Genomic DNA, 21,975 nt, shown 5'->3' with positions numbered 1-21,975 from the left:
CATGGCCTTCACTGTCGCGGACCTCTTCGAGCACGCCGTGGACCTCATGCCCGACCGCGTGGCGCTGGAATCGGGCGACCGCTCGCTGACCTACGCCGAGCTCGATCGCCGGGCCAACGCGCTGGCGCACCGGCTGCGGTCGCTCGGCGTGGCACCCGGCGACGCGGTGGGCCTGTACAGCAGAAACACCATCGAAGCAGTCGAGTCGATGATCGCGATCTTCAAGGCGCGGGCAGTGATGGTGAACGTCAACTACCGCTACGTGGAGAACGAGCTGAAGCACATCTTCACCGATTCGCAGATGACGGTGCTGATCCATGAGCGCCAGTACGCCGCGAAGGTCTGCAACGTGTTATCGAATGCGACCACCGACATCACCGCGCGCATCGTCGTCGAAGACGGATCCGACGCGCCTGCCGAGTGTTCAAACGCGGCCGGCGTCTCGGTCGTCGGATACGAGGCGGCGATCGCCGAGTCGTCGTCGGAACGGGATTTCGAGGAGCGGTCGGACGACGATCTCTACCTGCTCTACACGGGCGGCACGACGGGAAAGCCGAAGGGCGTCGTCTGGCGTCAGGAGGACGTGTGGCGGGTGCTCGGGGGCGGGATCGACTGGTACACCGGACGGCCTGTCGAGGACGAATGGGAGCACGCGCGGACCGGATCGCAGGGCGGCCAGCTGGTGCGCTTCCCGATTCCGCCGTTCATCCACGGCGGCAGCCAGTGGGCGGTGTTCCAGTCCCTGTTCGCCGGTGGGAAGGCGGTGGTCTACCCGGATTTCGACGCCGCCGAGGTGTGGAAGGCGGTGCAACGGCACGGTGTGAACGTCGTGTTCATCACCGGTGACGCGATGGGCCGGCCGATGATCGAAGAACTCGAGAAGGGTGGCTACGACACCTCGACGGTGGTGTCGGTGGCCTCGTCCGCGGCCCTGTTCTCGGCGTCGATCAAGGACCGCTACCTGGAGTGTCTGCCGAACGCGGTCATCGTCGACGCGATCGGATCGTCGGAGACCGGCTTCGGCGGCATGGGAGTGGCGGTGAAGGGTCAGAGCCGGGTCGGTGCGCCGACGGTGAAGGCCGACCCGAGCGCTCACGTCCTCGCCGAGGACGGTCGCCGTCTGGAGCCGGGCAGCGGGGAGGTGGGGCGCCTGGCGCGGTCGGGCCACATTCCGCTGCGCTACCACAACGATCCGGTCAAATCGGCCGAGACCTTCGTCGTCTACGACGGTGTCCGCTACTCGATGCCGGGCGACTTCGCGACCATCGAGGCCGACGGCACGATCACGATGCTCGGCCGCGGGTCGATGTCGATCAACACCGGCGGCGAGAAGGTCTTCCCCGAGGAGGTCGAGGCCGCGCTCAAGGGTCATCCGGACGTCTTCGACGCAGTCGTGGTGGGCGTGGCGGACGATCGCTTCGGGCAGCGGGTCGCGGCCGTGCTGCAGACCCGCGACGGGGTCCGGCCGGACCTGGTGACCCTCAACGAGGCCGTCCGCGCCGAACTCGCGGGGTACAAGTGCCCGCGGAGCGTGTGGTTCGTCGACGAGGTGAAGCGCTCACCCGCGGGCAAACCCGACTATCGGTGGGCGCGCGAGGTGACCGGCTCCCGCGAAGCCGACCACGCTCTCTGAACCCGTGACTCCCATCCCTTCTACGACCATCGCCTCTACGACCATCTCCTTTACACAATCTCTTCTACGACAAGGACATCGATGAAAACCCCATTGTGCGAGCGGTTCGGGATCGAATACCCGATCTTCGGCTTCACCCCCAGCGAGGAGGTGGCCGCTGCGATCAGCCGCGCGGGCGGCCTCGGCGTCCTGGGATGCGTGCGGTTCAACGAGCCGGATGAACTCGACGCGGTCCTGGAATGGATGCACGAGAACACCGACGGGAAGCCCTTCGGCGTCGACGTCGTGATGCCCGCCAAGATCCCCACCGAGGGATCCAAGATGGACCTCGACGCGATGATCCCGCCCGAGCACCGGGCGTTCGTCGAGCGGACGCTCGACGATCTCGGAGTGCCGCAGTTGCCGGACGGCGGCGATCGGGTGAACACCGGCGTGCTCGGCTGGCTGCACTCGGTCGCACGCTCGCATGTCGACATCGCGATGGAGCACACGCGCAAGTACGGGCAGATCAAGCTGATCGCCAATGCGCTCGGCTCGCCTCCCGAGGACGTCATCGGCATCGCGCACGACAACGGTGTGGCGGTCGCGGCGCTCGCCGGAGCGCGGGAGCATGCGCTGCACCACCTCGACGCCGGCGTCGACATCGTCATCGCGCAGGGCTATGAGGGCGGCGGGCACACCGGCGAGGTCACGTCGATGGTCCTCTGGCCGGAGTTGGTCGACGCCGCCGGTGAGGCTCCGGTGCTCGCCGCGGGCGGTGTGGGCAGCGGCAGGCAGATCGCCGCCGCCATCGCGCTCGGTGCGCAGGGCGTGTGGATGGGCACCTATTGGCTCACCGCCGCAGAGTACAACCTCGGCGCGCACAAGCCGGGCGAACCGTCGACGGTTCAGCAGGCACTGCTGGCCGCGACCTCGCGCGACACCGTCCGGCGTCGCATCTACTCGGGCAAGCCGGCGCGCCTGCTCAAGACGGCGTGGACCGACGCGTGGGACGCTCCCGGCGCCCCGGAACCGCTGCCGATGCCGCTGCAGAACCTCCTGGTGGGCGAGGCGCACGCGCGGATCTCGGCATCCGACGACCCGAAGGTGGTGGCGATGCCCGCCGGACAGATCGTCGGGCGCTGCAACGAGATCACCCCGGTGGAGAAACTGATCGACGGACTGGTCTCGGAGTACCGCGAAGCGGTCGCGAGGATGAACGCCACCCTGGACTGAGCGTCCGGGTCGGCTTTACAGCCCGTACCGCCGCTTGAACCGTTCGACGCGGCCCTCGGCGTCCACCAGACGCTGGGTGCCGGTCCAGAACGGATGGGAATCGCTCGTCACATCGACGGTGATCAGCGGGTAGACCTCGCCGTCCTCCCACTCGACGGTCGCGTCCGAGGCGGCTGTCGATCGGGTGAGGAAACTCGTGCCGGTGGTCGCGTCGCGGAATACGACGTGGCGGTACTCGGGGTGGATTCCGGGCTTCATCGGTTCTCTCCTTCGGTCTGGTCCACGGTGGCGGACCGGTCGGTGGTCTCGAGGTCGTCGCACGGGTCGCGATGGTCGGTGCCGAACGGGGACGGCAGGTTCGCCAGGGCCCGCGGCCCAGCGGCCAGTTCGTCATCGGTGACGAGCGCCGCGTCGAAGGCGGCGCGGATCTCGTCGGGCGCGGCCCGATGGCACAGGACGACGATGCTGGTGTGGCGATCACCGTGCACGTCGTCCCAGTAGAACGCCGCCGTCGCGGACTGCTGCGGATCCGCGGCGGCCGCGGGATCGGTGGCCAGCCAGGTGCCGACGCGGCGGATGCCCAGGGCGCCGCCGGCCGAGTCGAGCCACAGCACGTCGTTCGGATTCGCCGCGATCCACAGCCGACCCTGCGCGGTCACGACGCCGTCGAGCAAGGCGTCGAGCGCCACGTGCAGCCGCTCCGGGTGGAACGGGCGCGTCGCTTCGATCGTCATCAGCTCCACGCCGCAGTCGGCGGTGAGGTCCGGTCGTCCCGACAGCAGGGGATCGAACGGGCGGCGCGGGCGTCCGTGCGGTGACTCCGCCGTGCCGGAGGCGAGCGCCCGCGCCATCAGTGCGGCGTCGAGCGGCTGCCTGCTGTTGAGCGTGCGCATTCCCGCGGCCGGCGCCAACCGGACGAGCACGGCGTGCAGCCGTGCGAGCTCCCATGCACCCGCGGCCGAGTCGGCGCGCTCCACGATCACGGTGTCGGCGAATCGCACCTGCCCGACCGCCACCTGTGCGAGGGTGCGCTCGTCCTCGGCGGCCGAGAGTCCCGCCTCAGCGAGCGTGAGATCGCCGGTGGCGTCGGCGAGCCACCGTGCCGCGTCGACGCCGCAGACGGTGTGGCTCAGGCACACGTCGTCGCCCGCGGGGGCGGGTGGCAGCCCCGGCACGTGCACGACCGTCTGGTGGACCTCGAGCGCGACGTTCTCCGGTTCCACCACCGGATCGAGAACCACCACGATCCGGGACACCTGCGTCTCGCGGTGCAGGGTGCGCAGGAGCGGGAGGAGATCGAGGCGGAGTGTGCACGACACGCATCCGTGTTCCAGGTCGATGTCGTCGAGACTGAACTCGTCGTGGCCGTCGGTGTCGATCCGATGCACGGTTCGCGTGACGCGGCCGCGCTCGACGTCACGCAGATCGTGGCTCACCACCGCGGTCCCGGGAGTGGCCAGGGTGTGGGCGATTCTGGCGGAGATAGTGCGATCGAGGCCGGTGACCAGGATCAACGGTGTTCTGTGCGAACGTTCCTGCGGCATCTCGACTCATTCCTTACTTGTAATGGTTTTCATTAATTCCGGATTTCACTGTACCGTCATGGGCGAAGTTAATGCGAATCGTTGTCAGTAAGGAGGCTTCATGTCAGCGAGATGCCAGGTGACGGGGGCGGTACCCGGATTCGGGAAGTCGGTGTCGCACTCGCACCGTCGGACGTCGCGTCAATGGCGGCCCAATCTGTTCCGGAAGACGTACTGGGTGCCCAGTCTGGGTCGCCGGGTGACGTTGCGGGTCAGCGCCAAGGGGATCAAGGAGATCGATCGGGACGGGATCGATGCGGTCGTCGGTCGCATCCGGCGGCGAGGGGAGCGGGTCTGATGGCGAGCAGCACTGATCTGCGGCCGGTGATCAAGCTCCGGTCGACGGCCGGTACCGGATACACGTACGTGACGCGCAAGAACCGCAGGAACGACCCCGATCGTCTCGCCCTGCGCAAATACGACCCGATCGTGCGGCGGCACGTGGATTTCAAGGAGGACCGCTGATGGCGAAGAAGTCGAAGATCGTCCGTGACGGGCAGCGGCGCGCGGTGGTCGAGCGGTACGCCGAGCGGCGGGCCGAGCTGAAGCGGATCGTCGTCGATGCGAGCGCCGAGCCCGCGGCCCGCCGGGCGGCTCAGGCGGAGTTGTCGAAGCAGCCGCGCGACGCCAGCGCCACCCGGCTGCGCAATCGTGACGCGGTCGACGGCCGGCCGCGCGGCTACCTCCGCAAAGCGGGAGTGTCGCGCATCAGATTCCGTGAGATGGCGCACCGCGGCGAGCTGCCCGGGATTCAGAAGGCGAGCTGGTGATGCGTGAGGTGAAACGGCGTACCGCCGATCCGAACCTGACCTTCGACTACAAGGACACGCAGACGCTCAGGCGCTTCCTGACCGACCGCGGCCGCATCCGGAAGCGATCGGTCACCGGCTTGTCCGTGCAGCAGCAACGCCGCCTCGCGGTTGCGGTGCGGAATGCGCGGGAGATGGCGCTGCTGCCCTGACGCTCAGCCGGCCAGGCGCCAGGTCGGCTCGCCGAGCGACGCGGCGAGAGCGGCGCGGGCGGTCTTGAAGGTCGCGGTCTCGGGCTGCGAATCGGTGAGCCAGACCAGGGTCGGCCACTGCTTCGGCCCGAGATCGGTCTGCGCCTTCAAGAACTCCACCAGCGACTCCCGCGTCAGTCCCGGTGCCACCAGCACGGCACCGACGGCGTCGCCGATGTCGTCGGGGACGCCCAGCACGGTGGCGTCGGCTATCAACCGATGGCGCAGCAGGATCTGCTCGATGGGACGGGTACCGAGATTCTCGCCGTCCACCCGCAGCCAGTCGCCGAGACGGCCGGCGAAGTGCACGTACCCGTCGTCATCCACCCATCCCAGATCTCCGGTGCGGTACACGCCGCCGCGCAGGCGCTGCGCCGTCGCCTCCTCATCGCCGTAATAGCCGTCGAAGAGTCCGGCACCGGCGGTGTTGACGATCTCGCCGATCTGTCCGGCGGCGACGGGTTCGAGTGTGTCCGGGTCGACGACGGCGTTCGGGGCGGTGAGCGGCCCGAGCGCATCGTCCGGGGTGTCCGCGGTGCGGGTGATCGAGACACCGCCCTCGGTGGACCCGAAACCGTCGACCACGCGCGAGCCGAACCGGCGCGCGAACTCGGTGCGATCGGCGGCCCCGGCCTCGTTTCCGTACACCAGGCGGAGGGTGCTGTGGGCGTCGTCGTCGCGCTCGGGCGTGGCCAGGACATAGCGCAGCGGCTTGCCGACGTAGTTCGCGTAGGTGACGCCGTACCGACGCACGTCCTCGCAGAACCCGGTCGCCGAGAACTTCCTGCGAAGGACGATCGACGCGCCGGCGGCCACCGCCACCGACCATCCGGCGATCAGCGAATTGGAGTGGAACATCGGCATCGACAGGTAGGCGACGTCGTAGGGTCCGAGTCCGAAACGCTGCGCCAGCATCACTCCCGGCGCACCGAACTTGCGCTGACTGCAGCGCACGGCCTTGGGGTCGCCCGTAGTGCCGGAGGTGAAGATGAGCATCACCAGATCGTCGGGTCGCACGGGCACCGGTGCGAACCTGTCGGACGACGCCGCGGAGACCGTCTCGGCCCACTCGGCGCCGTCGACGTTGAGCACCGGGACCGGGAGATCCGCCGGAATCAGCTCGGCCGTCTCGTCCGAGACGATCACGATCTGGCAGTCCGCCCGGGCCACGTCCGCGGCCAGCGCCGCACCCCGGCGCGTGCTGTTGAGCCCGACCAGGACGAACGCGCCCAGTGCGGCCGCTCCGAACAGGAAGCTGAACTCGGGGACGTTCGGCAGCAGCACGCCGACGTGCGGAGGACGGACGGGATCGAGTCGTTCGCGCAGCGCCGCAGCACGTTTCCTGCTCGCAGTGAAGTGATCGCGCCACGGGGTGAACCCGCCCTCGAAATGCATCCCGCGGTCGGTGACCTCCGACAGCGAGGCGTAGAGGTCCGACAGGCAGCGGGCGTCGGTGACGGCGGCGGGCGGCGCGGTCACCGAATCACCGCGTCGCCGTCAGCAGGTCGCCGAGTTCGGCGAGCACCACCGGGGCGCTGCCCAGCGTGAATTCGTTCTGCTTGGCGCGCAGGAAGTACCGGTGCACCGGGTGGCTGGTGTCCAGACCGACGCCACCGTGCACGTGAACCGTGGTGTGGGCGACGCGGTGTCCGGCTTCGGCCGCCCAGAACTTGGCGGTGTCGACCGCGGCGGTGGCCCCGTCGGCGTCGGTGTCGGCGAGTCCCGACAGCAGCCACGCGGCCTGCAGCACGCTCAGCGTGAGTGCCTGGACATCGATGTAACCGTCGGCGAGCCGCGCGGCCACGGCCTGGAACGAACCGATCGGCCTTCCGAACTGCTCTCGTTCGCGTGCGTAACGGGCGGTGGCGTCGAGGGCTCCGGCGATCACGCCGGCCTGGTCCGCGCTGACGGCCAGCCGCAGCAGGTCGAGTGCTCGATCGACGGTGCCGGCGCCGCCGTCGAGGATCTCGTCGGCCGCCACCTCCACCGCGTCGAACTCGACGAGGTAGGTCGGGGTGAGGCCGGTCGCGACGGTCTCGGTGATGCGCACGCCGGACCGGTCCGCGGGTACGACGGCGATCAGCGGCCCGCCCGCGCTCGCAGCGGTGACGAGGAGGATGTCCGCGGCCGCCGCGTAAGGGACGTTGACTTTGGAACCGGTGAGGGCCGAGCCGTCGAATTCGGTGAGCCCGTCGACGGGTCCGTAGGCGCCGTCCTCCTCGACCGCGGCGGTCAGCACCTGCTCGCCGGAGACGGCCCGCGGCAGCAGTTCGGATCGGAGCCGGTCGCTCGCGTGCGCGCAGAGCAGCGGAACGCCGGCCACCGCGTGCGGACCGAACGGCACTCGGGCCAGGCCGCGGCCCAGTTCGGTGGCCACCGCGGTGGTCTCCAATGTGGTGAGACCGGCGCCGTCGACGGACTCGGGTGCGGCCAGGCCGAGGAGGCCGGCCGCAGCGATCTCGGTCCAGAGCCGCCGGTCGATCGGCGCGCGATCGCTCTCGAGTTCGGCGACCCGCTCGGCGGGGCTGAGTCGGTCGACGATGTCGGACGTCAGCTTGGCGAGGTCGGTCGCAGCTTCGGTGGGGTTGAAGTCCATGGGTTCGTCCTTTGAGTACGGCGGCGGTTCAGCGGCGGGCCGGCGGGAGCTTCAATGCGAGCATGCCGATGATGTCGCGCTGGATCTCGTTGGTGCCGCCACCGAAGGTGAGGATCAGGGAGGTGCGCGCGAAGCGCTCCAGCCGGCCGAGCAGATGAGCTCCCGGACTGCCCTGCCGCAGAGTGGCGGCGGGTCCGACCACCTCCATCAGCAACCGGTAGGCCTCGGTGGCGAACTCGGTGCCGAACACCTTCGTCGCCGAGGCGTCGGCGGGCGACGGCGAGCCGCCCGAGGCGGCGATCGACGCGATCTTCCAGTTCACGAGCTTGAGGAACTCGACCTTGGCGTGGACACGTGCGAGGTTGGCCCGGACCCAGGCTTGATCGGCCGGTCGCCGACCGTCGGTCTCCGCGGTGGCGAACGCCAGCGTCTCCCGCAGTGCGGTCTGGATGGGGGCGGCACTGCACAGCGCCACCCGCTCATGGTTGAGCTGGTTGGTCACCAGGCTCCATCCGCCGCCCTCTTCGCCGACGCGATTCGTGACCGGAACGCGTACGTCCTGGTAATAGGTGGCGCTGGTGTCGACGCCCGCCATCGTGTGGACCGGGGTGTACGAGAAGCCCTCGGCGGTGGTCGGCACGATCACCATCGAGATCCCCTTGTGCTTGCTCGCCTCCGGATCGGTGCGGCAGGCCAGCCAGACGTAATCGGCGTAGGGGATCAGCGAGGTCCACATCTTCTGCCCGTTGATGACGTACTCGTCGCCGTCCCGGACCGCGGTGGTGCGCAGCGCTGCCAGGTCGGTGCCCGCACCGGGCTCGGAGTAGCCGATCGAGAAGTGCAGGTCGCCGGCCGCGATCTTTGGCAGAAAGAACTTCTTCTGTTCGTCGGTGCCGAAGTGCATGATCGTCGGCGCCACCGAATTGATCGTCAAGAACGGGACGGGGGCGCCCGCGATTGCCGCTTCGTCGGTGAAGATCAGCTGATCCATCATCGAGCGGTCGGCTCCGCCGTACTCGGTGGGCCAGCCCAGCGCGAGCCAGCCGTCCCGCCCCATCTGGCGGACGACGTCCCGGTAGGCGTCGCCTTCTCCGAGTTCTCCGTCGCCGCCGGTGAGTGCGGCTCGGCGCTCCGGCGTCATCAAGGCGTCGAAGTAGGCGCGAAGCTCGCTCCTGAGCTGCTCTTGTTCCTGCGTGTAGGCGATCCGCATGGCTCTCCCGCCGTTGCTGTTTCCCAATCGGGGCGCAATACTGCTTCCCTAGTATTGAAACACGTTCTAACGTGTAGGACGCGAGCCCGTCAACTGTTCGGGCTGCAAGCGGAGGAGGAATAGATGCACATCAAATGCGACTTCGATCTGTGCGAGTCGAACGCTGTCTGCGTCGGTATGGCACCCGACGTCTTCGAGCTCGACGACAACGACTACCTGGTGATTCTGCAGGACGACGTGGCCGAGACCCGGCGCGAGGAGATGCGTCAGGTGGTCGCCAGCTGCCCCCGCTCGGCACTGTCCATCGTCGACGACTGACAACACTCATTTCCCGATCGAGTGGATGCTCGAAGGGATCTGTGTTAGAACAAGTTCTAGTTTTCGCGTCGAAGGGATAGAAGTGAGTCAGTCGTTGGACGGTCGGGTAGCAGTCGTCACCGGTGCGGGTGCGGGTCTGGGGCGTGCGGAGGCGATCGGTCTCGCGCGCGACGGGGCCACCGTCATCGTGAACGACCTTCAGTCGGCGCTCGACTCCAGCGACGTCTTCGACGAGATCGCCGGTGTGGGCGGCAAGGCGGTTCCGGTGGCAGGCGACATCGCCGACTCGGCCACCGCGGCCGAGATCATGCGTGTCGCGACGCAGGACCTCGGCGGTCTGCACGTCGTCATGAACAACGCGGGCATCACCCGCGACGCCATGCTCTTCAACATGACCGATGAGCAGTGGGATCTGGTGCAGCGCGTCCACCTGCGGGGTCACTTCCTGCTCAACCGGAACGCCGCCGCACACTGGCGCGCCGAGTCCAAGGCCTCCGGTGCGCCCGTGTACGGCCGCCTGATCAACACATCGTCGGAAGCGGCGCTCCTCGGTGGCGCCGGCCAGGCGAACTACTCCGCGGCGAAGGCCGGCATCTCGATGCTGACGGTCTCCGCGAGCCGCGCACTGGCCCGCTACGGCGCCACCGCCAATGCGATCTGTCCCCGTGCGCGCACGGCGATGACCGCGGACGTCTTCGGTGCAGCCCCCGAGGACGCCGTCGACCCGCTGTCGCCCGAGCATGTGGTGACCCTGGTCCGCTACCTCGCCGGTCCCTCGGCGCAGAATGTCTCCGGACAGGTCTTCGTGGTCTACGGTCCCAAGGTCAGTCTGATGGCCGCTCCCAAAGTGCAAGAGGTCTTCGCCGCGGACGGCGACCAGTGGTCGCCCGAGGCGCTCGGCGACGTCGTCTCGGCGTACTTCGCCGAGCCGGAGAAGGTCGGCACATTCTCGGCCTCGGATTTGATGGACTAGCACACCTCTCTTTAGAGTGTGTCGGCTCGGCTTGTAACGCAGAGCACAATTTTCGTACGTGATAGGTTGCCAGCATCGGAGCGGGAGGAGGGGCCTTGACGAGCAGACTCGCTGCCCCGATGAACGGCGTGGGAGAGTTCGTCTCCCTGGGTGTGGAATCCGCCCGTGAGCTTTTTCGACGTCCTTTTCAGTGGCGTGAGACCGTCGAGCAGTCGTGGGCCATCGCCCGCGTGTCACTCGTGCCCACCCTGCTGGTCGCGATCCCGTTCACGGTGCTGGTGAGCTTCACGCTCAACATCCTGCTCCGGGAGATCGGTGCGCAGGACCTCTCCGGTGCCGGTGCCGCGCTCGGAACGATCACCCAGATCGGCCCGATCGTCACGGTGCTCATCGTCGCCGGTGCCGGCGCCACCGCGATCTGCGCCGACCTCGGTGCGCGCACGATCCGTGAGGAGATCGACGCGCTCGAGGTGCTCGGCATCAACCCCGTCCACCGGCTGGTGGTGCCGCGCATCATCGCCTCGACCGGGGTGGCGCTGCTGCTCAACAGCCTGGTGTGCACCATCGGCATCGCGGGCGGCTTCATCTTCTCCGTATATCTGCAGGACGTGAATCCCGGCGCCTTCATCGCCAACCTCACGCTGCTCACCGGTCTCGGGGAACTGGTGATCTCCATGATCAAGGCCGCGCTCTTCGGCCTGTTCGCCGGACTGGTGGGCTGCTACCGCGGCCTCAACGTCAAGGGCGGAGCGAAGGGCGTCGGTGACGCCGTCAATGAGACCGTCGTCTACTCGTTCATGGCGCTGTTCGTCGTGAACGTGGTCGTCACCGCGGTCGGTCTCAAGGCGACGATGGGATAATTGATGGTTCTGCCAGGTACTACCCGTCTGCTCACTGCCCGTGTCGCGCTCAAGCGCGCCGGCGAGGACTGGAACAAGATCGGTGATCAGGCCCTCTTCTACTGGGACGCGATCGCCTCGATTCCGCGTGCCATCCGGCTCTACAAGAAGGAGACGCTCCGCCTCATCGCGGAGATCTCCATGGGTACCGGTGCGCTCGCGATGATCGGCGGCACGGTGGTCGTGGTCGGCTTCCTGACCCTGTTCACCGGCGGCACGATCGCCGTCCAGGGATACAACTCGCTCGCGAACATCGGCGTCGAGGCCCTCACCGGCTTCTTCTCCGCGTTCATCAACGTGCGAATCGCCGTCCCGGTGATCGCCGGCATCGCCCTGGCGGCCACGATCGGCGCGGGGGCCACCGCTCAGCTCGGCGCGATGCGAGTGTCCGAGGAGATCGACGCCCTGGAAGTGATGGCGATCGCGTCCGTGCCCTACCTGGTGAGCACGCGCATCGTCGCGGGACTGGTCGCGATCATTCCGCTGTACTCCCTCGCGGCGCTGGCGTCGTTCCTGGCCAGCCGGTTCGCGACCGTGGTGCTCTACGGTCAGTCCTCCGGCGTGTACGACCACTACTTCTCCACGTTCCTGATCCCGTCGGACATCCTGTGGTCGTTCGTACAGGCGATCTGCATGGCCGTCGCGGTCATGCTCATCCACACCTATTACGGATTCAACGCGTCCGGTGGTCCGGTCGGCGTCGGTGTGGCGGTCGGTAACGCGGTCCGCGCCTCGCTGGTCGTGGTCGTGGTCATCACCCTTCTGACGTCGCTCGCGATCTACGGCGCCGACGGCAAGTTCAATCTGGCGGGCTGAACGGATGGCGAAGAAGAACAGCAGAGGCTACAGCGACCGCACCCGGAAGCTCGCAGCCGTCATCATGGTCGGCGTGCTCGCCGGCATCGTCGCGCTGGCGTCCGGGCAGTTCCTCGGATGGTTCGCCAGCACCGAGACGGTCACCCTCTTCGCGCCGCGCGCGGGACTGGTGATGAATCCCGACGCGAAGGTCAAGCTCCGCGGTGTGGAGGTCGGGCGCGTCGCCTCGGTGACCACCCTCGGTGACCGGGCCGAACTCAAGCTCGACATGGCCTCCGACCAGATCGGCATGGTTCCGGCCAACGTCAAGGCCGACATCAAGTCGAACACGATCTTCGGGGCCAAGGCCGTGAACCTCGTGGTGCCGGAGTCCGGACCGGAGGGACAGCTGCGGGCGGGCTCGGTCATCACCGCCGACCACGTGGTCGTGGAGTTGAACACGGTGTACCAGCAGCTGGTCAACGTGCTCGCCGAGCTGCAGCCGGACAAGCTCAACGTCACCATCGGCGCCGTCGACGAGGCCCTCTCGGGACGCGGCAAGCAGATCGGCGACGCGCTGGTCCAGCTCACGGACGTGCTCGGCAAGACCAACCCGCACCTGCCCGAGCTCAACCGGCTGCTCCGCGAGGGTGCAGGCGCCACCAACGTCTACGCCGACGCGATGCCCGATCTGATGCGCGTGCTCGACAACGCGACCGTCGTCGGGAACACCCTGGTCGACAACGCGGCGAACCTCGACGCGCTGCTCATCAACGTCACCGGCATGACCAACACCGTCAACGGCGTGCTGACGGCGTCGAAGAAGAACCTCATCTCCACTCTGACCGATCTCAACCCGGTCAGCCGGCTGCTCGGCAGGCAGGCGCCGGGACTGCGGTGCTTCATCACCGCGGCGTCGGACGCCACCGACATCGCCACGCCGCTGCTCGGCGGGCGCAACGGCATGCTGCTGCTCGACGCCGGACTGATCCCCGGTCAGGACCCGTACCGCTACCCGCAGGACCTGCCCGAGGTCCACGGCGACGGTCCGCCGACCTGCCAGGCCGGACTGACCGATGTGCAGTCCAAGGAACACATCCCGTTCTACGTCATCGACAACGCGCCGCAGCCGTATCAGCCGCGCACCACCCCGAAGGTGGAGTCGCGCAAGCTCTTCCAGTTGCTGTTCGGAGGTACCCCCCGTGGATAGTCGCGCACGCGCATTCCGTGCGACCGTCATCAAGCTCGGCGCCTTCGCCCTCGCCATGATCCTGGTGCTCGTCGGCCTGGTGCTGGTGTTCAGCCGTTACCAGGGCGGAAGCAGTGACAAGTACAGCGCCGTCTTCGCCAGCGCCTCCGCCATGAAGTCCGGCAGCGTCGTCAAGATCGCGGGCGTCGACGTCGGTGCCGTGAGTTCGGTGGAACTCAATCGCGACAACCAGGCCGAGGTCACGTTCACCGTCAACGACAACTACCGGCTGCCGAAGTCGGTGCAGGCCCGGATCCGGTACCAGAATCTCACCGGCGACCGCTATCTGGAGCTGCAGCCAGGCACCGGCGACATGAGCCAGACGCTGTCGGCGGGCGATCAGATCCCGCTGAAGCAGACCGAGCCCGCCCTGGACCTCGACAACCTGCTCGGCGGATTCAAGCCGCTGTTCCGGACGCTGGACCCCGATGAGGTCAATCAGCTGACCTCCTCGCTGATCGCGATCTTCCAGGGGCAGGGCGCGGGACTGAACACGCTGCTGGCCAGCACCTCGGAGTTCACGAACAAGATCGCCGACCGCGACCAGCTGATCGGCAGCGTCATCGACAACCTCAACAAGACGCTCTCCACGCTCGAGGCCGACCACAAGGGCCTGGACCAGAGCGTGGACCGGATGCAGAAGCTGATCTCCGGACTCGCCCAGGACCGCGGTGTGTACGGTGAGGCGATCAGCCAGGCGAGCCAGGCCACCACCGGATTGGCGAGCCTGATGAACGCCACCCGCCCGGATCTCAAGGAGACGGTGTCGGCGCTCGGGCGGACCAGCGAGCAGGCGCTCAAGGCCGAGCCCTTCATCCGCAATCTGCTCGGTCGCCTGCCCGGCGACTTCAAGATGCTCTCCAACCTCGGCAGTTACGGGGCCTGGCTGCAGATCTACTTCTGCCGTATCCGGCTGCTGCTGCCCGGTCCGGGCAACACCCAGTACTACTTCACGGCGATCGACGCGATGGGCGATCAGACCAGAGCGGGCGGGAGGTGCGCGAGTTGAGTGAGAACGTGAATCCCGAACCCGCCGAGTCGCAGGATCCGGACGTCGACGTCACACAGGCCGAGACCAAGCCCTTCCACCGTGCGGGGCGGCCCAAGTATCAGGTCGGAATCATCGGCGCACTCATCACCGCGATGGTCGTGATCATGGCCATGCAGATGGACCGGCTGCCGTATCTCTCGCAGATCAGCACCTACGACGTCTACTTCGACGACGCGGGCGGTCTGGTCACCGGGGACGTGGTGCTGGTGGCCGGCGTCAACGTCGGCACCGTCGAGGGCATCAGCCTGGCCGAGACCGACCAGGGACTCAAGGCCAAGATCAGCTTCCGGCTCAACGACACGGTCGTCATGGGCGATCGCACCCGCGCGGCGATCAAGACCGAGACCGTCCTGGGACGGCGCAATCTGACGATCACACCGATCGGCACCGGCCGGATCAAGCCCGGCGGGTCGATCCCGGTGGACTCGACCGTGTCGCCGTACTCGCTGTCGGACGCTCTGGAGGATGCGACTTCCACCCTGGCGACCACCGACACCGATCAGCTCAACAAGGCGCTCGAAACCCTCACCGAGACGTTCTCGAAGACACCGGCCAATGTCAGCGGGGCCGTCGAGGGGGTGAGCCGGCTGTCGAAGGCGATCGCCGATCGCGACAACGCGCTCAGCGACCTGCTGCGGCAGGCCCGCGGGGTGACCCAGATCGTCGGTCAGCGCAGCAACCAGATCCGCGACATGTTGATCGACGCCAATGCACTGCTCGGCGAGCTCAACATCCGCCGCGAAGCGCTGCGTCAGGTGATCAAGGGGACCAAGGACGTCACCGCCGAGATCACCGGGTTCGTCGAAGACAACAACGCTCAGCTGAAGCCGGTGCTCGACAAGTTCAACGGCGTGCTCGACATCCTCAACGACAACGAGGAGAACTTCGGCAAGGCGATCGACAACCTCGGCCCGTACGCCAACATCCTCGGTGAGGCGGTCAGCTCGGGACCGTACTTCTCCTCGCTCGTCGGACTGCCGACGTGGGGCGACTACTTCGGCACGTTCCTGAAGGTCCTGCAGCGCAAGTACCCCGAGGCGGCGAAGTACTTCTACCAGTACTCGGGCAACCCGCTGTTCCCGAAGAACTGGAACCAGGGGCCGGATGCGGGCGCCCCGGACGTGGGACGTCCCTCGCCCAAGCGTCAGTACCCGACGCCCATCCCGCAGCAACCGCAGAACAACAATGACCTGAACCCCAGCCAGCGTCACGGAACGGGAGGCTGACGTGGGCATCTCGAAACGAGTGTGGGCGATCATCGCCGGAGTCGTCGTACTGGTGCTGCTGGCCGTCGGGGTGTTCCTCGGCGTCCAGAAGGCGACCACGCGGACCATCACCGCCTATTTCCCGTCGGTGAGCGGCCTCTACAGCGGCGACCCGGTGCGCGTGATCGGCGTCAATATCGGCAAGGTCTCGTCCATCGAGACCCGTCGCGGCGATGTCAAGGTCACGATGCGCATCGACGACGACACCCCGATCCCGGCCGATGCGCGTGCCGTGATCGTCGCGCAGTCGCTCGTGTCCGGCCGGTTCATCCAGCTGACTCCGGTGTACGACAAGGGCGCGAAGCTGCAGGACGGCGACTCGATCCCGATGGAGCGGACGGCCGTGCCGATGGAGTGGGACGACGTCAAGAAGCAACTCGACGAGCTCACCAAGGCCGTCGGCCCGCACGGCGCCGAGCCGGGCACCGCCGCCGACGCCATCAACGTGATGGATAAGAACCTGTCGGGCAACGGCCAGGCGATCGCCGACTCGATCAAGCAGATGTCGACGGTCTTGGGCACGCTGTCGGACAACCGCGACGATGTCTTCGCCACCATCAAGAGCCTGCAGAAGCTGACCGACGCACTCTCGACGAGCCACGAGCAGTTGGTGCAGTTCAACGGGCGGATGGCCAGCGTCAGCAGCGTGCTCGAAGGCAGCAGCGACGATCTCGGCGATGCGATGACGAATCTGAACGAGGCGGTCGGTGAGCTCGAAGGCTTCCTCGGGACCAACAGCGGCGTCGTCACCTCCACGATGAGCAAGTTGGCGCAGCTGACCGGCACGCTCAAGCGCAAGGACGAGCAACTGCGCGGCCTGCTGCACTCGGCACCCAACCAGCTCGCCAACTTCTTCAACATCTACAACCCGCTGACCGGGTCGCTCGACGGCGTCTTCGGTCTCGGCATGGGCAACAACCTGATCACGCTGCTGTGCGGATCGATGGCGTCCACCGCTCGCCCCGGCGACACCGAGAAGGACATCGAGCAGTGCGTCGACATCATCGGTCCGGTGATGAAGGACGTCGTGGTCAACTACCCGCCCTTCATGGCGAACCCGGTGATCGGGCGTACGGCGAATCCGGACCAGATCACCTACCAGAACGAGAGCGTGAAGCAGCGCGCCCAGGCCGGCGTGCGTGAGCGCGATGCGGCCAGCCGCAACGCCAATCCCGATCCGCTGGGGAAGCTGCTGGTGCCGTTCGGAGGTGAGGGCTGATGAGGTCGAAGAAATTGGTCGCCGCCGTGGCGTGTGCGGGCCTCATCGTCGTCCCCGTCATGGCGGGCTGCAGCAGCGGCACCATCTCCACGGTGTCGGCCGTCGGTGCCGCGGGAACGGGTTCGGACGCCTACCGGATCACCGCTCGCATCCCGTCGGCCGCGGGCCTGGTGCGCAACGCGCCGGTGATGATGAACGACGCGACCGTCGGCAGCGTCGGCGACATCACGATCGACGACTGGACCGCGAAGGTGACGCTCCGACTGAACGGGGACGTCAAGGTGCCGGTCGGTTCGCACGCGATGATCGGGATGACCAGCGTGCTCGGCTCGTCGCACATCGCGATCGTTCCGCCCGACCACCCGAGCGGGCAGTATCTCCGTGAAGGCGGCTCGTTGGCGCTGCCGAACTGCCCGGAGCAGCAGAACCTGGCCCAGACCGATCCCAAGAAGATCCCCGACATCACCTCGGCGCAGACCGTCGATCCGTGCATGTATCCGACCACCGAACAGGTGCTGAGCTCGCTGTCGGTGGTCCTCAACGGCGGCGGACTGTCGCAGATGGGCGACGTGGTCCACGAATTGGACCAGATCGTCGGAGGTAACGAGGGGACGCTCAAGAGCCTCATCCCGCGGCTGAACACCCTGGTCTCCGACTTGAACACGCAGACCGACAACATCATCGACGCCATGTCCGGCCTCGACCGGCTGGCGGAGACGATCAACCGCCAGACGCCGACCGTCCAGCGTGCGCTGGAGAGCGGCCCGAGGATTCTGCAACTGCTCGTGGATCAGCGCAAGAATCTGACCAGCGCGATGGACGGGGTCGGCAAGCTCTCGGCCACCGCCAACGAGGTGCTCCGCAAGAACAGCGACGACATCAAGACGATCGTGCCGAATATGCGCGAGTTGCTCGATCAGCTGTCGATGACGGGTCCGGCGCTCACCAACTCACTGCGGATCCTGCTGACCTTCCCGTTCGTCGAGGATCTGATTCCGACGATCGTGAAGGGCGACTACGTCAACTCCGATCTCGTGCTCGACCTGACCTGGAACCGACTGGGCAAGACGATGGTCGCCTCGGTGACCGCGGCCGGGCCGGAGACCGTCGTCGGCAAGCCGGCGGGTGGGGCCAAGCAGGGTGCGAATCCGTACTCGGCGCCCTTGAAGAAGGGACCGACAGAGCGTAAGCAGCAGAATCCGGCGAATCCCTCGCCGCTCGACCTGCTTCCGAAGATCCAGGGCGGCAACTGATGAAGATCACGCATTTCGTCCGTGTGCAGCTGATCATCTTCAGCATCGTCACGGTCATCTCGATGGTCGCGATGGCGGTGTTCTACATCCGGCTCCCGCAGATGTTCGGGATCGGCACCTACACGATGACGCTGGAACTGCCGTCGACCGGTGGCCTGTACGAGAACGCCAACGTCAGCTACCGCGGCGTGGACGTCGGCAAGGTCACCGGCGTCCGTCTGACGCCGACGGGCGTCTCGGCGACGCTGACGATCGACTCCGGCACCGACATCCCCGCGAACTCCGCGGCCTCGGTCCGCAGCGTCTCGGCGGTCGGTGAGCAGTTCGTGAACTTCGAGCCGCCCAAGAACCCGTCGAGCGACAACCTGGGCAATGGGGCGACGGTCACGAGCAGCGATGTCCCGGTGGAGATCTCCTCGATGCTCGACCAAGCCGACGCGCTGCTCAACCAGGTCAGCGACACCAAGCTCCGCTCGGTGATGGACGAGGCTTTCACCGCGTTCAACGGCACCGGCGAGGATCTTCAGCGGTTGATGGACTCGATGGTGCTCTTCGTCGGCGCGTTGAACAAGAACGTGGACGCCACCATCGATCTGGTCGACCAGGCCGGGCCGATACTGGCGACCCAGAACCGCACCGCCGACCAGATCCGCTCGTGGACCAAGGATCTGACGAAGGTGACCGATCAGCTCCGCGCCAGCCGCCCGGACATCACCGACATCCTCGCCAAGGGACCCGGTGTGGCGTCGCAGGCGCAGAAACTGTTCGAGGACATGAGTGACTCGTTCCCGCTGGCGATCTCGAATCTGTCGGTGGCCGCGCACACGCAGGCGGTGTATCTGCCGAATCTGCGGCAGACGATCGTGTTGTATCCGCGCGTGCTCTCCGCGCTGATCACCGCGATCAACTCCGGCTCCAACCGGCACGGTCCCAACGTGAACTTCACGCTCGGCTTCCAGGATCCGCCGACCTGTACTGTCGGGTTCATGCCGACCGACCAATGGCGTTTCCCGTCAGAGCAGGATGCCCGCGACCTGCCGCCGGGCCTGCTCTGCCGGCTTCCGCAAGACGCTCAGGCCGCGGTCCGAGGTGCACGCAACTTCCCGTGCGTCGAGTATCCGGGCCGCCGTGCTCCGACACCCGAGGAGTGCAAGACAGGTTTCGTTCCCTCCAAGCGCGACAACGTCGCCTTCCCGAACGCCCTGCCGGGCACCGACCTGCCGAAGCAGCCGGCCGGGCGCGTGGTGCCGGGAACCCCGAGCGACTACGATCCGTCGCCGGCGGTCTACGCCACCACCTACGATCCGCAGACGGGACAATTCATCGGACCCGACGGAAAGACCTATGTGACCGCTGAGAATCAGCAGGCGCAGGGCAAGAAGCAGAAATGGTACGACCTGATCACGAAGACGGTGGAGTCCTGAACTCGCCCGAAGACGACGTTGTCCGCCGCTCCAGTCCGCTGAGCCGACGACGCAAGAAGCCGAAGAAGTCCGAGGCCGAACCGGCCGTGGAGACCGAGACCGAGCAGCCGGCCGAGCCGGTCGACGAGGCCCCGGCCGCCGAACCGGAACCGGAGCCCGACCCCGAAGAGGTGGAGCGCAGCGCCGGATACCGTGAGCGTCGGCGCAGCCGCGGTGTGGTGCGCAAGTCCACGCGGCAGAAGGCCGGCGACGGCTCGAAGCTGATGATCGTCGCGGTGGTGCTCACGTCGCTCGTCCTGGTGATCGGCGCGGTGCTGTCGGGCGTGTTCGGCTACCAGTACCACCAGATCGAGCAGCAGCGGCAGTGGCGGGCCGAGTACTCCACCTTCGCCCAGCAGATGGTGGTGTCGATGACCACGCTCGACCCGCAGAACGCCGACCAGATGTACAAGAACGCGATCGACAAGACCAGTGGCCGCGCGAAGCAGATGTTCCAGGAGAACATGAAGCAGGTCGCGGACATGGTCCGCAAGGGCGACCTGGTCACCAAGACGACGATTCTCGCCGACGCGGTGTCGAAGGCCGACGAGGACGAGGGCTCGGTGCTCATCGTGTACGGCTGGGAGGGCCACCCGAAGAACGACCCGAAGAGCAGCGAGTCGACGACCTTCCGCGCCCGCGTGGACATGACACGCATCAACGGTGAGCTGAAGATGACGTACTTCGATTGGGTGGCGTGATGAGTCGAGTGCAGCGCTGGCTGCTGCCGGTACTGGGATTGATCGTGGTGATCGTCGTCGGCGTGACGATCGCGCTGGGCATCGTCTACGCGAACGCGGCCGCGCAGGAGCGGGCGCGTGACTCCGCACTGTCGGCTGCGCAGACGTACGTCGTGGACATGTTCTCGTGGAACTCGAAGACCGTCGACGCGCACATCAACACCACGATGGGCCGGCTCACGGGCGGGGCCCAGAAGGACTATCAGAAGCACATCGTCGAGTCGAAGGTGGCCGAGGGCGTCAAGCAGGAGGGTGTCTCGACCGTCGTGACGGTTCAGGACTCCGGTGTCATGGAGAACACCCGCGACACCGCGAAGGTGCTGCTGTTCATCAACCAGTCGTCGACCCGGAACAATGCCGAAGACGTTCAGGTCGACAAGAGCCGCCTGATCTTCGGCATGGAGAAGCAGGGCGACGACTGGAAGATCAACGAGATCGACATCCTCACCGACGACAGTCTGCAGAAGAACGTGCAGTCCGGTGGCGAGACGCCGCCGTCGAACGCCGTGCCCATTCCGAGCGCCCCGAGCTCTCCGGCACCGCAGTCGACGCCCGCGGGCTGAGCCTCGCCGCTCCTCGAGTGAGCTTCGGTCTGTCTCGGGCCGGATGAGGGCCGGCAGGCTGGTCGAGCGGCCCTTCTCAGGCTGGTCGAGAGTTCTTTGCCAGGCTGGTTGAGCGGTCTTTCCCAGGCTGGTTGAGCGAGCGAAGCGAGTCGAAACCGCGTGACATCCGCTGGGCCGCGAACCGCCACCTCGGCACTCACTCGAGCCCATCCAGCCGGTCAGGCGGAGAAGGCTCCTTCGATCCAATTGCTGAACTCGCACGCGAGATGCCAGCGGTGTTCTTTAACCATCTGCGGTGCCATGAGTTTCGGGAACTCCACGCACGCGCGGAGGTGAAAGCCGTACCTGTCGTCGCGAAGTTGATGACGTACGCCGCCGACCGCCGTATCCGCTTCGGTCCGAGCGACTCCGGCGAGTTCGAGTGCGAACGCCGGATCCCGCGCGGTGGTCAGCCGGGAGGTGTCGTCGTAGTCGACGAAGAACCGAGTTGCGAAGGGACTGCCACCGGTCGTCTCGATCACCTCCTGCCTGCCGTCCGCCGTGCTGTCGATGATGAAGTGGTCCGGACTCGCGACGACCATGCTCCACGCATAGTCGTCGCGGCCCGCATCCGAGAACCAGTCCACGAACCCCTGAGCGTCCCCGCCCTCTACGTACAGATCACAGACGCTGGTGGCTCTGCGACCTCCCGACAGCCCGCCGGTGACGCGTGCGACCGCATCCGACAGTCGGACGTCGCGGGCCAGGCGGCGCCGGATCTCATCGACCCCCAGCTCGAACTTGCCATCGCAGAACGCGCGCCGCATACCTTCGACCGGACCCGAGTGAAGCGCCCTGGGTTTGATGGAGACTCGCGCTATTTGATTCCGACCAGCTGTTCGCGGTCGGCTTGGACAGCATAGAACGCGTGCTCGAACTCGGCGGGCGGGACGTCGCCGAGGTATCCGTGG

General features: G+C 67.0%; 24 protein-coding genes. 18 read left to right on the top strand and 6 right to left on the bottom strand.

All coding sequences use genetic code 11. The annotated features are described in order from the left end of the window. The first annotated feature begins 1 nt into the window (after position 1). Both ABFX36_RS12555 and ABFX36_RS12550 read left to right on the top strand, forming a co-directional pair. Positions 2-1,633 (top strand): acyl-CoA synthetase, encoded by a 1,632-nt coding sequence (locus ABFX36_RS12555; RefSeq protein ID WP_346076600.1) that lies wholly within the window; start codon positions 2-4, stop codon positions 1,631-1,633. An 81-nt stretch (positions 1,634-1,714) separates the two neighbouring features. Further along, entirely contained in the window at positions 1,715-2,848 is a 1,134-nt protein-coding gene (locus ABFX36_RS12550) for an NAD(P)H-dependent flavin oxidoreductase (protein WP_006894226.1), read from the top strand. Between the two features lie 15 nt (positions 2,849-2,863). On the opposite strand, the gene ABFX36_RS12545 is transcribed toward ABFX36_RS12550, so the two are convergent. Both ABFX36_RS12545 and mrf read right to left on the bottom strand, forming a co-directional pair. Continuing rightward, positions 2,864-3,106, bottom strand: a complete 243-nt coding sequence (locus tag ABFX36_RS12545) for a type B 50S ribosomal protein L31 (protein ID WP_062366254.1) — start codon at positions 3,104-3,106, stop codon at positions 2,864-2,866. Further along, positions 3,103-4,392, bottom strand: coding sequence for a ribosome hibernation factor-recruiting GTPase MRF (gene mrf / locus ABFX36_RS12540; RefSeq protein ID WP_346076597.1), 1,290 nt, complete (start codon positions 4,390-4,392; stop codon positions 3,103-3,105). The genes ABFX36_RS12545 and mrf overlap by 4 nt, the downstream gene beginning before the upstream one ends. Before the next feature lie 100 nt (positions 4,393-4,492). Here mrf and rpmB point away from each other — a divergent pair, with 100 nt between their 5' ends. Genes rpmB through rpsR form a run of 4 tightly spaced genes read left to right on the top strand, consistent with a single transcriptional unit; the run spans position 4,493 to position 5,392 of the window. Then, positions 4,493-4,729: a 50S ribosomal protein L28 gene (rpmB, locus tag ABFX36_RS12535; RefSeq protein WP_006894229.1), complete on the top strand. Its 237-nt coding sequence runs from the start codon at positions 4,493-4,495 to the stop codon at positions 4,727-4,729. Continuing rightward, positions 4,729-4,896, top strand: a complete 168-nt coding sequence (rpmG, locus tag ABFX36_RS12530; RefSeq protein WP_428832057.1) for a 50S ribosomal protein L33 — start codon at positions 4,729-4,731, stop codon at positions 4,894-4,896. The genes rpmB and rpmG overlap by 1 nt, the downstream gene beginning before the upstream one ends. After that, the gene (gene rpsN / locus ABFX36_RS12525) at positions 4,896-5,201 is read left to right on the top strand and encodes a 30S ribosomal protein S14 (RefSeq protein WP_062366260.1); all 306 of its coding nucleotides are present in this window, start codon (positions 4,896-4,898) and stop codon (positions 5,199-5,201) included. Before rpmG ends, rpsN begins: the two co-directional genes overlap by 1 nt. Continuing rightward, complete coding sequence (gene rpsR / locus ABFX36_RS12520) at positions 5,201-5,392, top strand: 30S ribosomal protein S18 (RefSeq protein WP_006894234.1); 192 nt, start codon at positions 5,201-5,203, stop codon at positions 5,390-5,392. Before rpsN ends, rpsR begins: the two co-directional genes overlap by 1 nt. A gap of 3 nt (positions 5,393-5,395) precedes the next feature. Here the strand turns inward: rpsR and ABFX36_RS12515 are convergent, their stop codons facing one another. The 3 genes from ABFX36_RS12515 to ABFX36_RS12505 are packed head-to-tail and all read right to left on the bottom strand — an operon-like array spanning position 5,396 to position 9,237. Then, positions 5,396-6,910, bottom strand: a complete 1,515-nt coding sequence (locus ABFX36_RS12515; protein WP_346076595.1) for an AMP-binding protein — start codon at positions 6,908-6,910, stop codon at positions 5,396-5,398. 4 nt (positions 6,911-6,914) lie between these two features. Further along, the gene (locus tag ABFX36_RS12510; RefSeq protein WP_346076593.1) at positions 6,915-8,027 is read right to left on the bottom strand and encodes an acyl-CoA dehydrogenase family protein; all 1,113 of its coding nucleotides are present in this window, start codon (positions 8,025-8,027) and stop codon (positions 6,915-6,917) included. Positions 8,028-8,055: 28 nt separating this feature from the next. Then, on the bottom strand, positions 8,056-9,237 hold the full coding sequence (locus ABFX36_RS12505; protein ID WP_006894237.1) for an acyl-CoA dehydrogenase family protein: 1,182 nt from the start codon (positions 9,235-9,237) through the stop codon (positions 8,056-8,058). Between the two features lie 123 nt (positions 9,238-9,360). Between ABFX36_RS12505 and ABFX36_RS12500 the strand changes: the two genes are divergently transcribed. The 12 genes from ABFX36_RS12500 (at position 9,361) to ABFX36_RS12445 (ending at position 21,025) form a co-directional block, all read left to right on the top strand. Beyond that, on the top strand, positions 9,361-9,555 hold the full coding sequence (locus ABFX36_RS12500; RefSeq protein ID WP_006894238.1) for a ferredoxin: 195 nt from the start codon (positions 9,361-9,363) through the stop codon (positions 9,553-9,555). 82 nt (positions 9,556-9,637) lie between these two features. Beyond that, entirely contained in the window at positions 9,638-10,528 is an 891-nt protein-coding gene (locus ABFX36_RS12495) for a 3-oxoacyl-ACP reductase (RefSeq protein ID WP_006894240.1), read from the top strand. A 95-nt stretch (positions 10,529-10,623) separates the two neighbouring features. After that, on the top strand, positions 10,624-11,388 hold the full coding sequence (locus ABFX36_RS12490) for an MlaE family ABC transporter permease (RefSeq protein WP_006894241.1): 765 nt from the start codon (positions 10,624-10,626) through the stop codon (positions 11,386-11,388). A 3-nt stretch (positions 11,389-11,391) separates the two neighbouring features. Beyond that, positions 11,392-12,243 (top strand): MlaE family ABC transporter permease, encoded by an 852-nt coding sequence (locus tag ABFX36_RS12485; protein ID WP_045536831.1) that lies wholly within the window; start codon positions 11,392-11,394, stop codon positions 12,241-12,243. Positions 12,244-12,247: 4 nt separating this feature from the next. Further along, on the top strand, positions 12,248-13,432 hold the full coding sequence (locus ABFX36_RS12480) for an MCE family protein (RefSeq protein ID WP_045536833.1): 1,185 nt from the start codon (positions 12,248-12,250) through the stop codon (positions 13,430-13,432). Further along, the gene (locus ABFX36_RS12475) at positions 13,425-14,480 is read left to right on the top strand and encodes an MCE family protein (protein WP_006894244.1); all 1,056 of its coding nucleotides are present in this window, start codon (positions 13,425-13,427) and stop codon (positions 14,478-14,480) included. Before ABFX36_RS12480 ends, ABFX36_RS12475 begins: the two co-directional genes overlap by 8 nt. Next, the gene (locus ABFX36_RS12470; protein WP_346076587.1) at positions 14,477-15,748 is read left to right on the top strand and encodes an MCE family protein; all 1,272 of its coding nucleotides are present in this window, start codon (positions 14,477-14,479) and stop codon (positions 15,746-15,748) included. Before ABFX36_RS12475 ends, ABFX36_RS12470 begins: the two co-directional genes overlap by 4 nt. A gap of 1 nt (position 15,749) precedes the next feature. Beyond that, positions 15,750-17,006, top strand: coding sequence for an MCE family protein (locus ABFX36_RS12465; protein ID WP_346076585.1), 1,257 nt, complete (start codon positions 15,750-15,752; stop codon positions 17,004-17,006). Then, the gene (locus ABFX36_RS12460; protein WP_006894247.1) at positions 17,006-18,259 is read left to right on the top strand and encodes an MCE family protein; all 1,254 of its coding nucleotides are present in this window, start codon (positions 17,006-17,008) and stop codon (positions 18,257-18,259) included. The genes ABFX36_RS12465 and ABFX36_RS12460 overlap by 1 nt, the downstream gene beginning before the upstream one ends. Next, positions 18,259-19,683 carry an MCE family protein gene (locus ABFX36_RS12455; protein WP_346076583.1) on the top strand — a complete coding sequence of 475 codons (1,425 nt, stop codon included), beginning with the start codon at positions 18,259-18,261 and terminating at the stop codon, positions 19,681-19,683. Before ABFX36_RS12460 ends, ABFX36_RS12455 begins: the two co-directional genes overlap by 1 nt. Then, the gene (locus tag ABFX36_RS12450; RefSeq protein ID WP_006894249.1) at positions 19,647-20,423 is read left to right on the top strand and encodes a YfgM family protein; all 777 of its coding nucleotides are present in this window, start codon (positions 19,647-19,649) and stop codon (positions 20,421-20,423) included. Before ABFX36_RS12455 ends, ABFX36_RS12450 begins: the two co-directional genes overlap by 37 nt. Continuing rightward, on the top strand, positions 20,423-21,025 hold the full coding sequence (locus ABFX36_RS12445; protein ID WP_006894251.1) for a hypothetical protein: 603 nt from the start codon (positions 20,423-20,425) through the stop codon (positions 21,023-21,025). The genes ABFX36_RS12450 and ABFX36_RS12445 overlap by 1 nt, the downstream gene beginning before the upstream one ends. 218 nt (positions 21,026-21,243) lie before the next feature. Here the strand turns inward: ABFX36_RS12445 and ABFX36_RS12440 are convergent, their stop codons facing one another. Continuing rightward, positions 21,244-21,831: a hypothetical protein gene (locus tag ABFX36_RS12440; RefSeq protein ID WP_346076580.1), complete on the bottom strand. Its 588-nt coding sequence runs from the start codon at positions 21,829-21,831 to the stop codon at positions 21,244-21,246. Between the last annotated feature and the right edge of the window lie 144 nt (positions 21,832-21,975).

The organism is Gordonia cholesterolivorans, assembly GCF_039531975.1.
Taxonomy (GTDB): domain Bacteria; phylum Actinomycetota; class Actinomycetes; order Mycobacteriales; family Mycobacteriaceae; genus Gordonia; species Gordonia sihwensis.
This window is presented reverse-complemented; position numbering and strand designations above follow the sequence as displayed.

Coding starts and splice junctions, on each gene's coding strand:
- ABFX36_RS12555 (WP_346076600.1), top strand. CDS start 2: ATGGCCTTCACTGTCGCGGACCTCTTCGAGCACGCCGTGGACCTCATG.
- ABFX36_RS12550 (WP_006894226.1), top strand. CDS start 1,715: ATGAAAACCCCATTGTGCGAGCGGTTCGGGATCGAATACCCGATCTTC.
- ABFX36_RS12545 (WP_062366254.1), bottom strand. CDS start 3,106: ATGAAGCCCGGAATCCACCCCGAGTACCGCCACGTCGTATTCCGCGAC.
- mrf (WP_346076597.1), bottom strand. CDS start 4,392: ATGCCGCAGGAACGTTCGCACAGAACACCGTTGATCCTGGTCACCGGC.
- rpmB (WP_006894229.1), top strand. CDS start 4,493: ATGTCAGCGAGATGCCAGGTGACGGGGGCGGTACCCGGATTCGGGAAG.
- rpmG (WP_428832057.1), top strand. CDS start 4,729: ATGGCGAGCAGCACTGATCTGCGGCCGGTGATCAAGCTCCGGTCGACG.
- rpsN (WP_062366260.1), top strand. CDS start 4,896: ATGGCGAAGAAGTCGAAGATCGTCCGTGACGGGCAGCGGCGCGCGGTG.
- rpsR (WP_006894234.1), top strand. CDS start 5,201: ATGCGTGAGGTGAAACGGCGTACCGCCGATCCGAACCTGACCTTCGAC.
- ABFX36_RS12510 (WP_346076593.1), bottom strand. CDS start 8,027: ATGGACTTCAACCCCACCGAAGCTGCGACCGACCTCGCCAAGCTGACG.
- ABFX36_RS12505 (WP_006894237.1), bottom strand. CDS start 9,237: ATGCGGATCGCCTACACGCAGGAACAAGAGCAGCTCAGGAGCGAGCTT.
- ABFX36_RS12500 (WP_006894238.1), top strand. CDS start 9,361: ATGCACATCAAATGCGACTTCGATCTGTGCGAGTCGAACGCTGTCTGC.
- ABFX36_RS12485 (WP_045536831.1), top strand. CDS start 11,392: ATGGTTCTGCCAGGTACTACCCGTCTGCTCACTGCCCGTGTCGCGCTC.
- ABFX36_RS12480 (WP_045536833.1), top strand. CDS start 12,248: ATGGCGAAGAAGAACAGCAGAGGCTACAGCGACCGCACCCGGAAGCTC.
- ABFX36_RS12460 (WP_006894247.1), top strand. CDS start 17,006: ATGAGGTCGAAGAAATTGGTCGCCGCCGTGGCGTGTGCGGGCCTCATC.
- ABFX36_RS12455 (WP_346076583.1), top strand. CDS start 18,259: ATGAAGATCACGCATTTCGTCCGTGTGCAGCTGATCATCTTCAGCATC.
- ABFX36_RS12450 (WP_006894249.1), top strand. CDS start 19,647: ATGGTACGACCTGATCACGAAGACGGTGGAGTCCTGAACTCGCCCGAA.
- ABFX36_RS12445 (WP_006894251.1), top strand. CDS start 20,423: ATGAGTCGAGTGCAGCGCTGGCTGCTGCCGGTACTGGGATTGATCGTG.
- ABFX36_RS12440 (WP_346076580.1), bottom strand. CDS start 21,831: ATGCGGCGCGCGTTCTGCGATGGCAAGTTCGAGCTGGGGGTCGATGAG.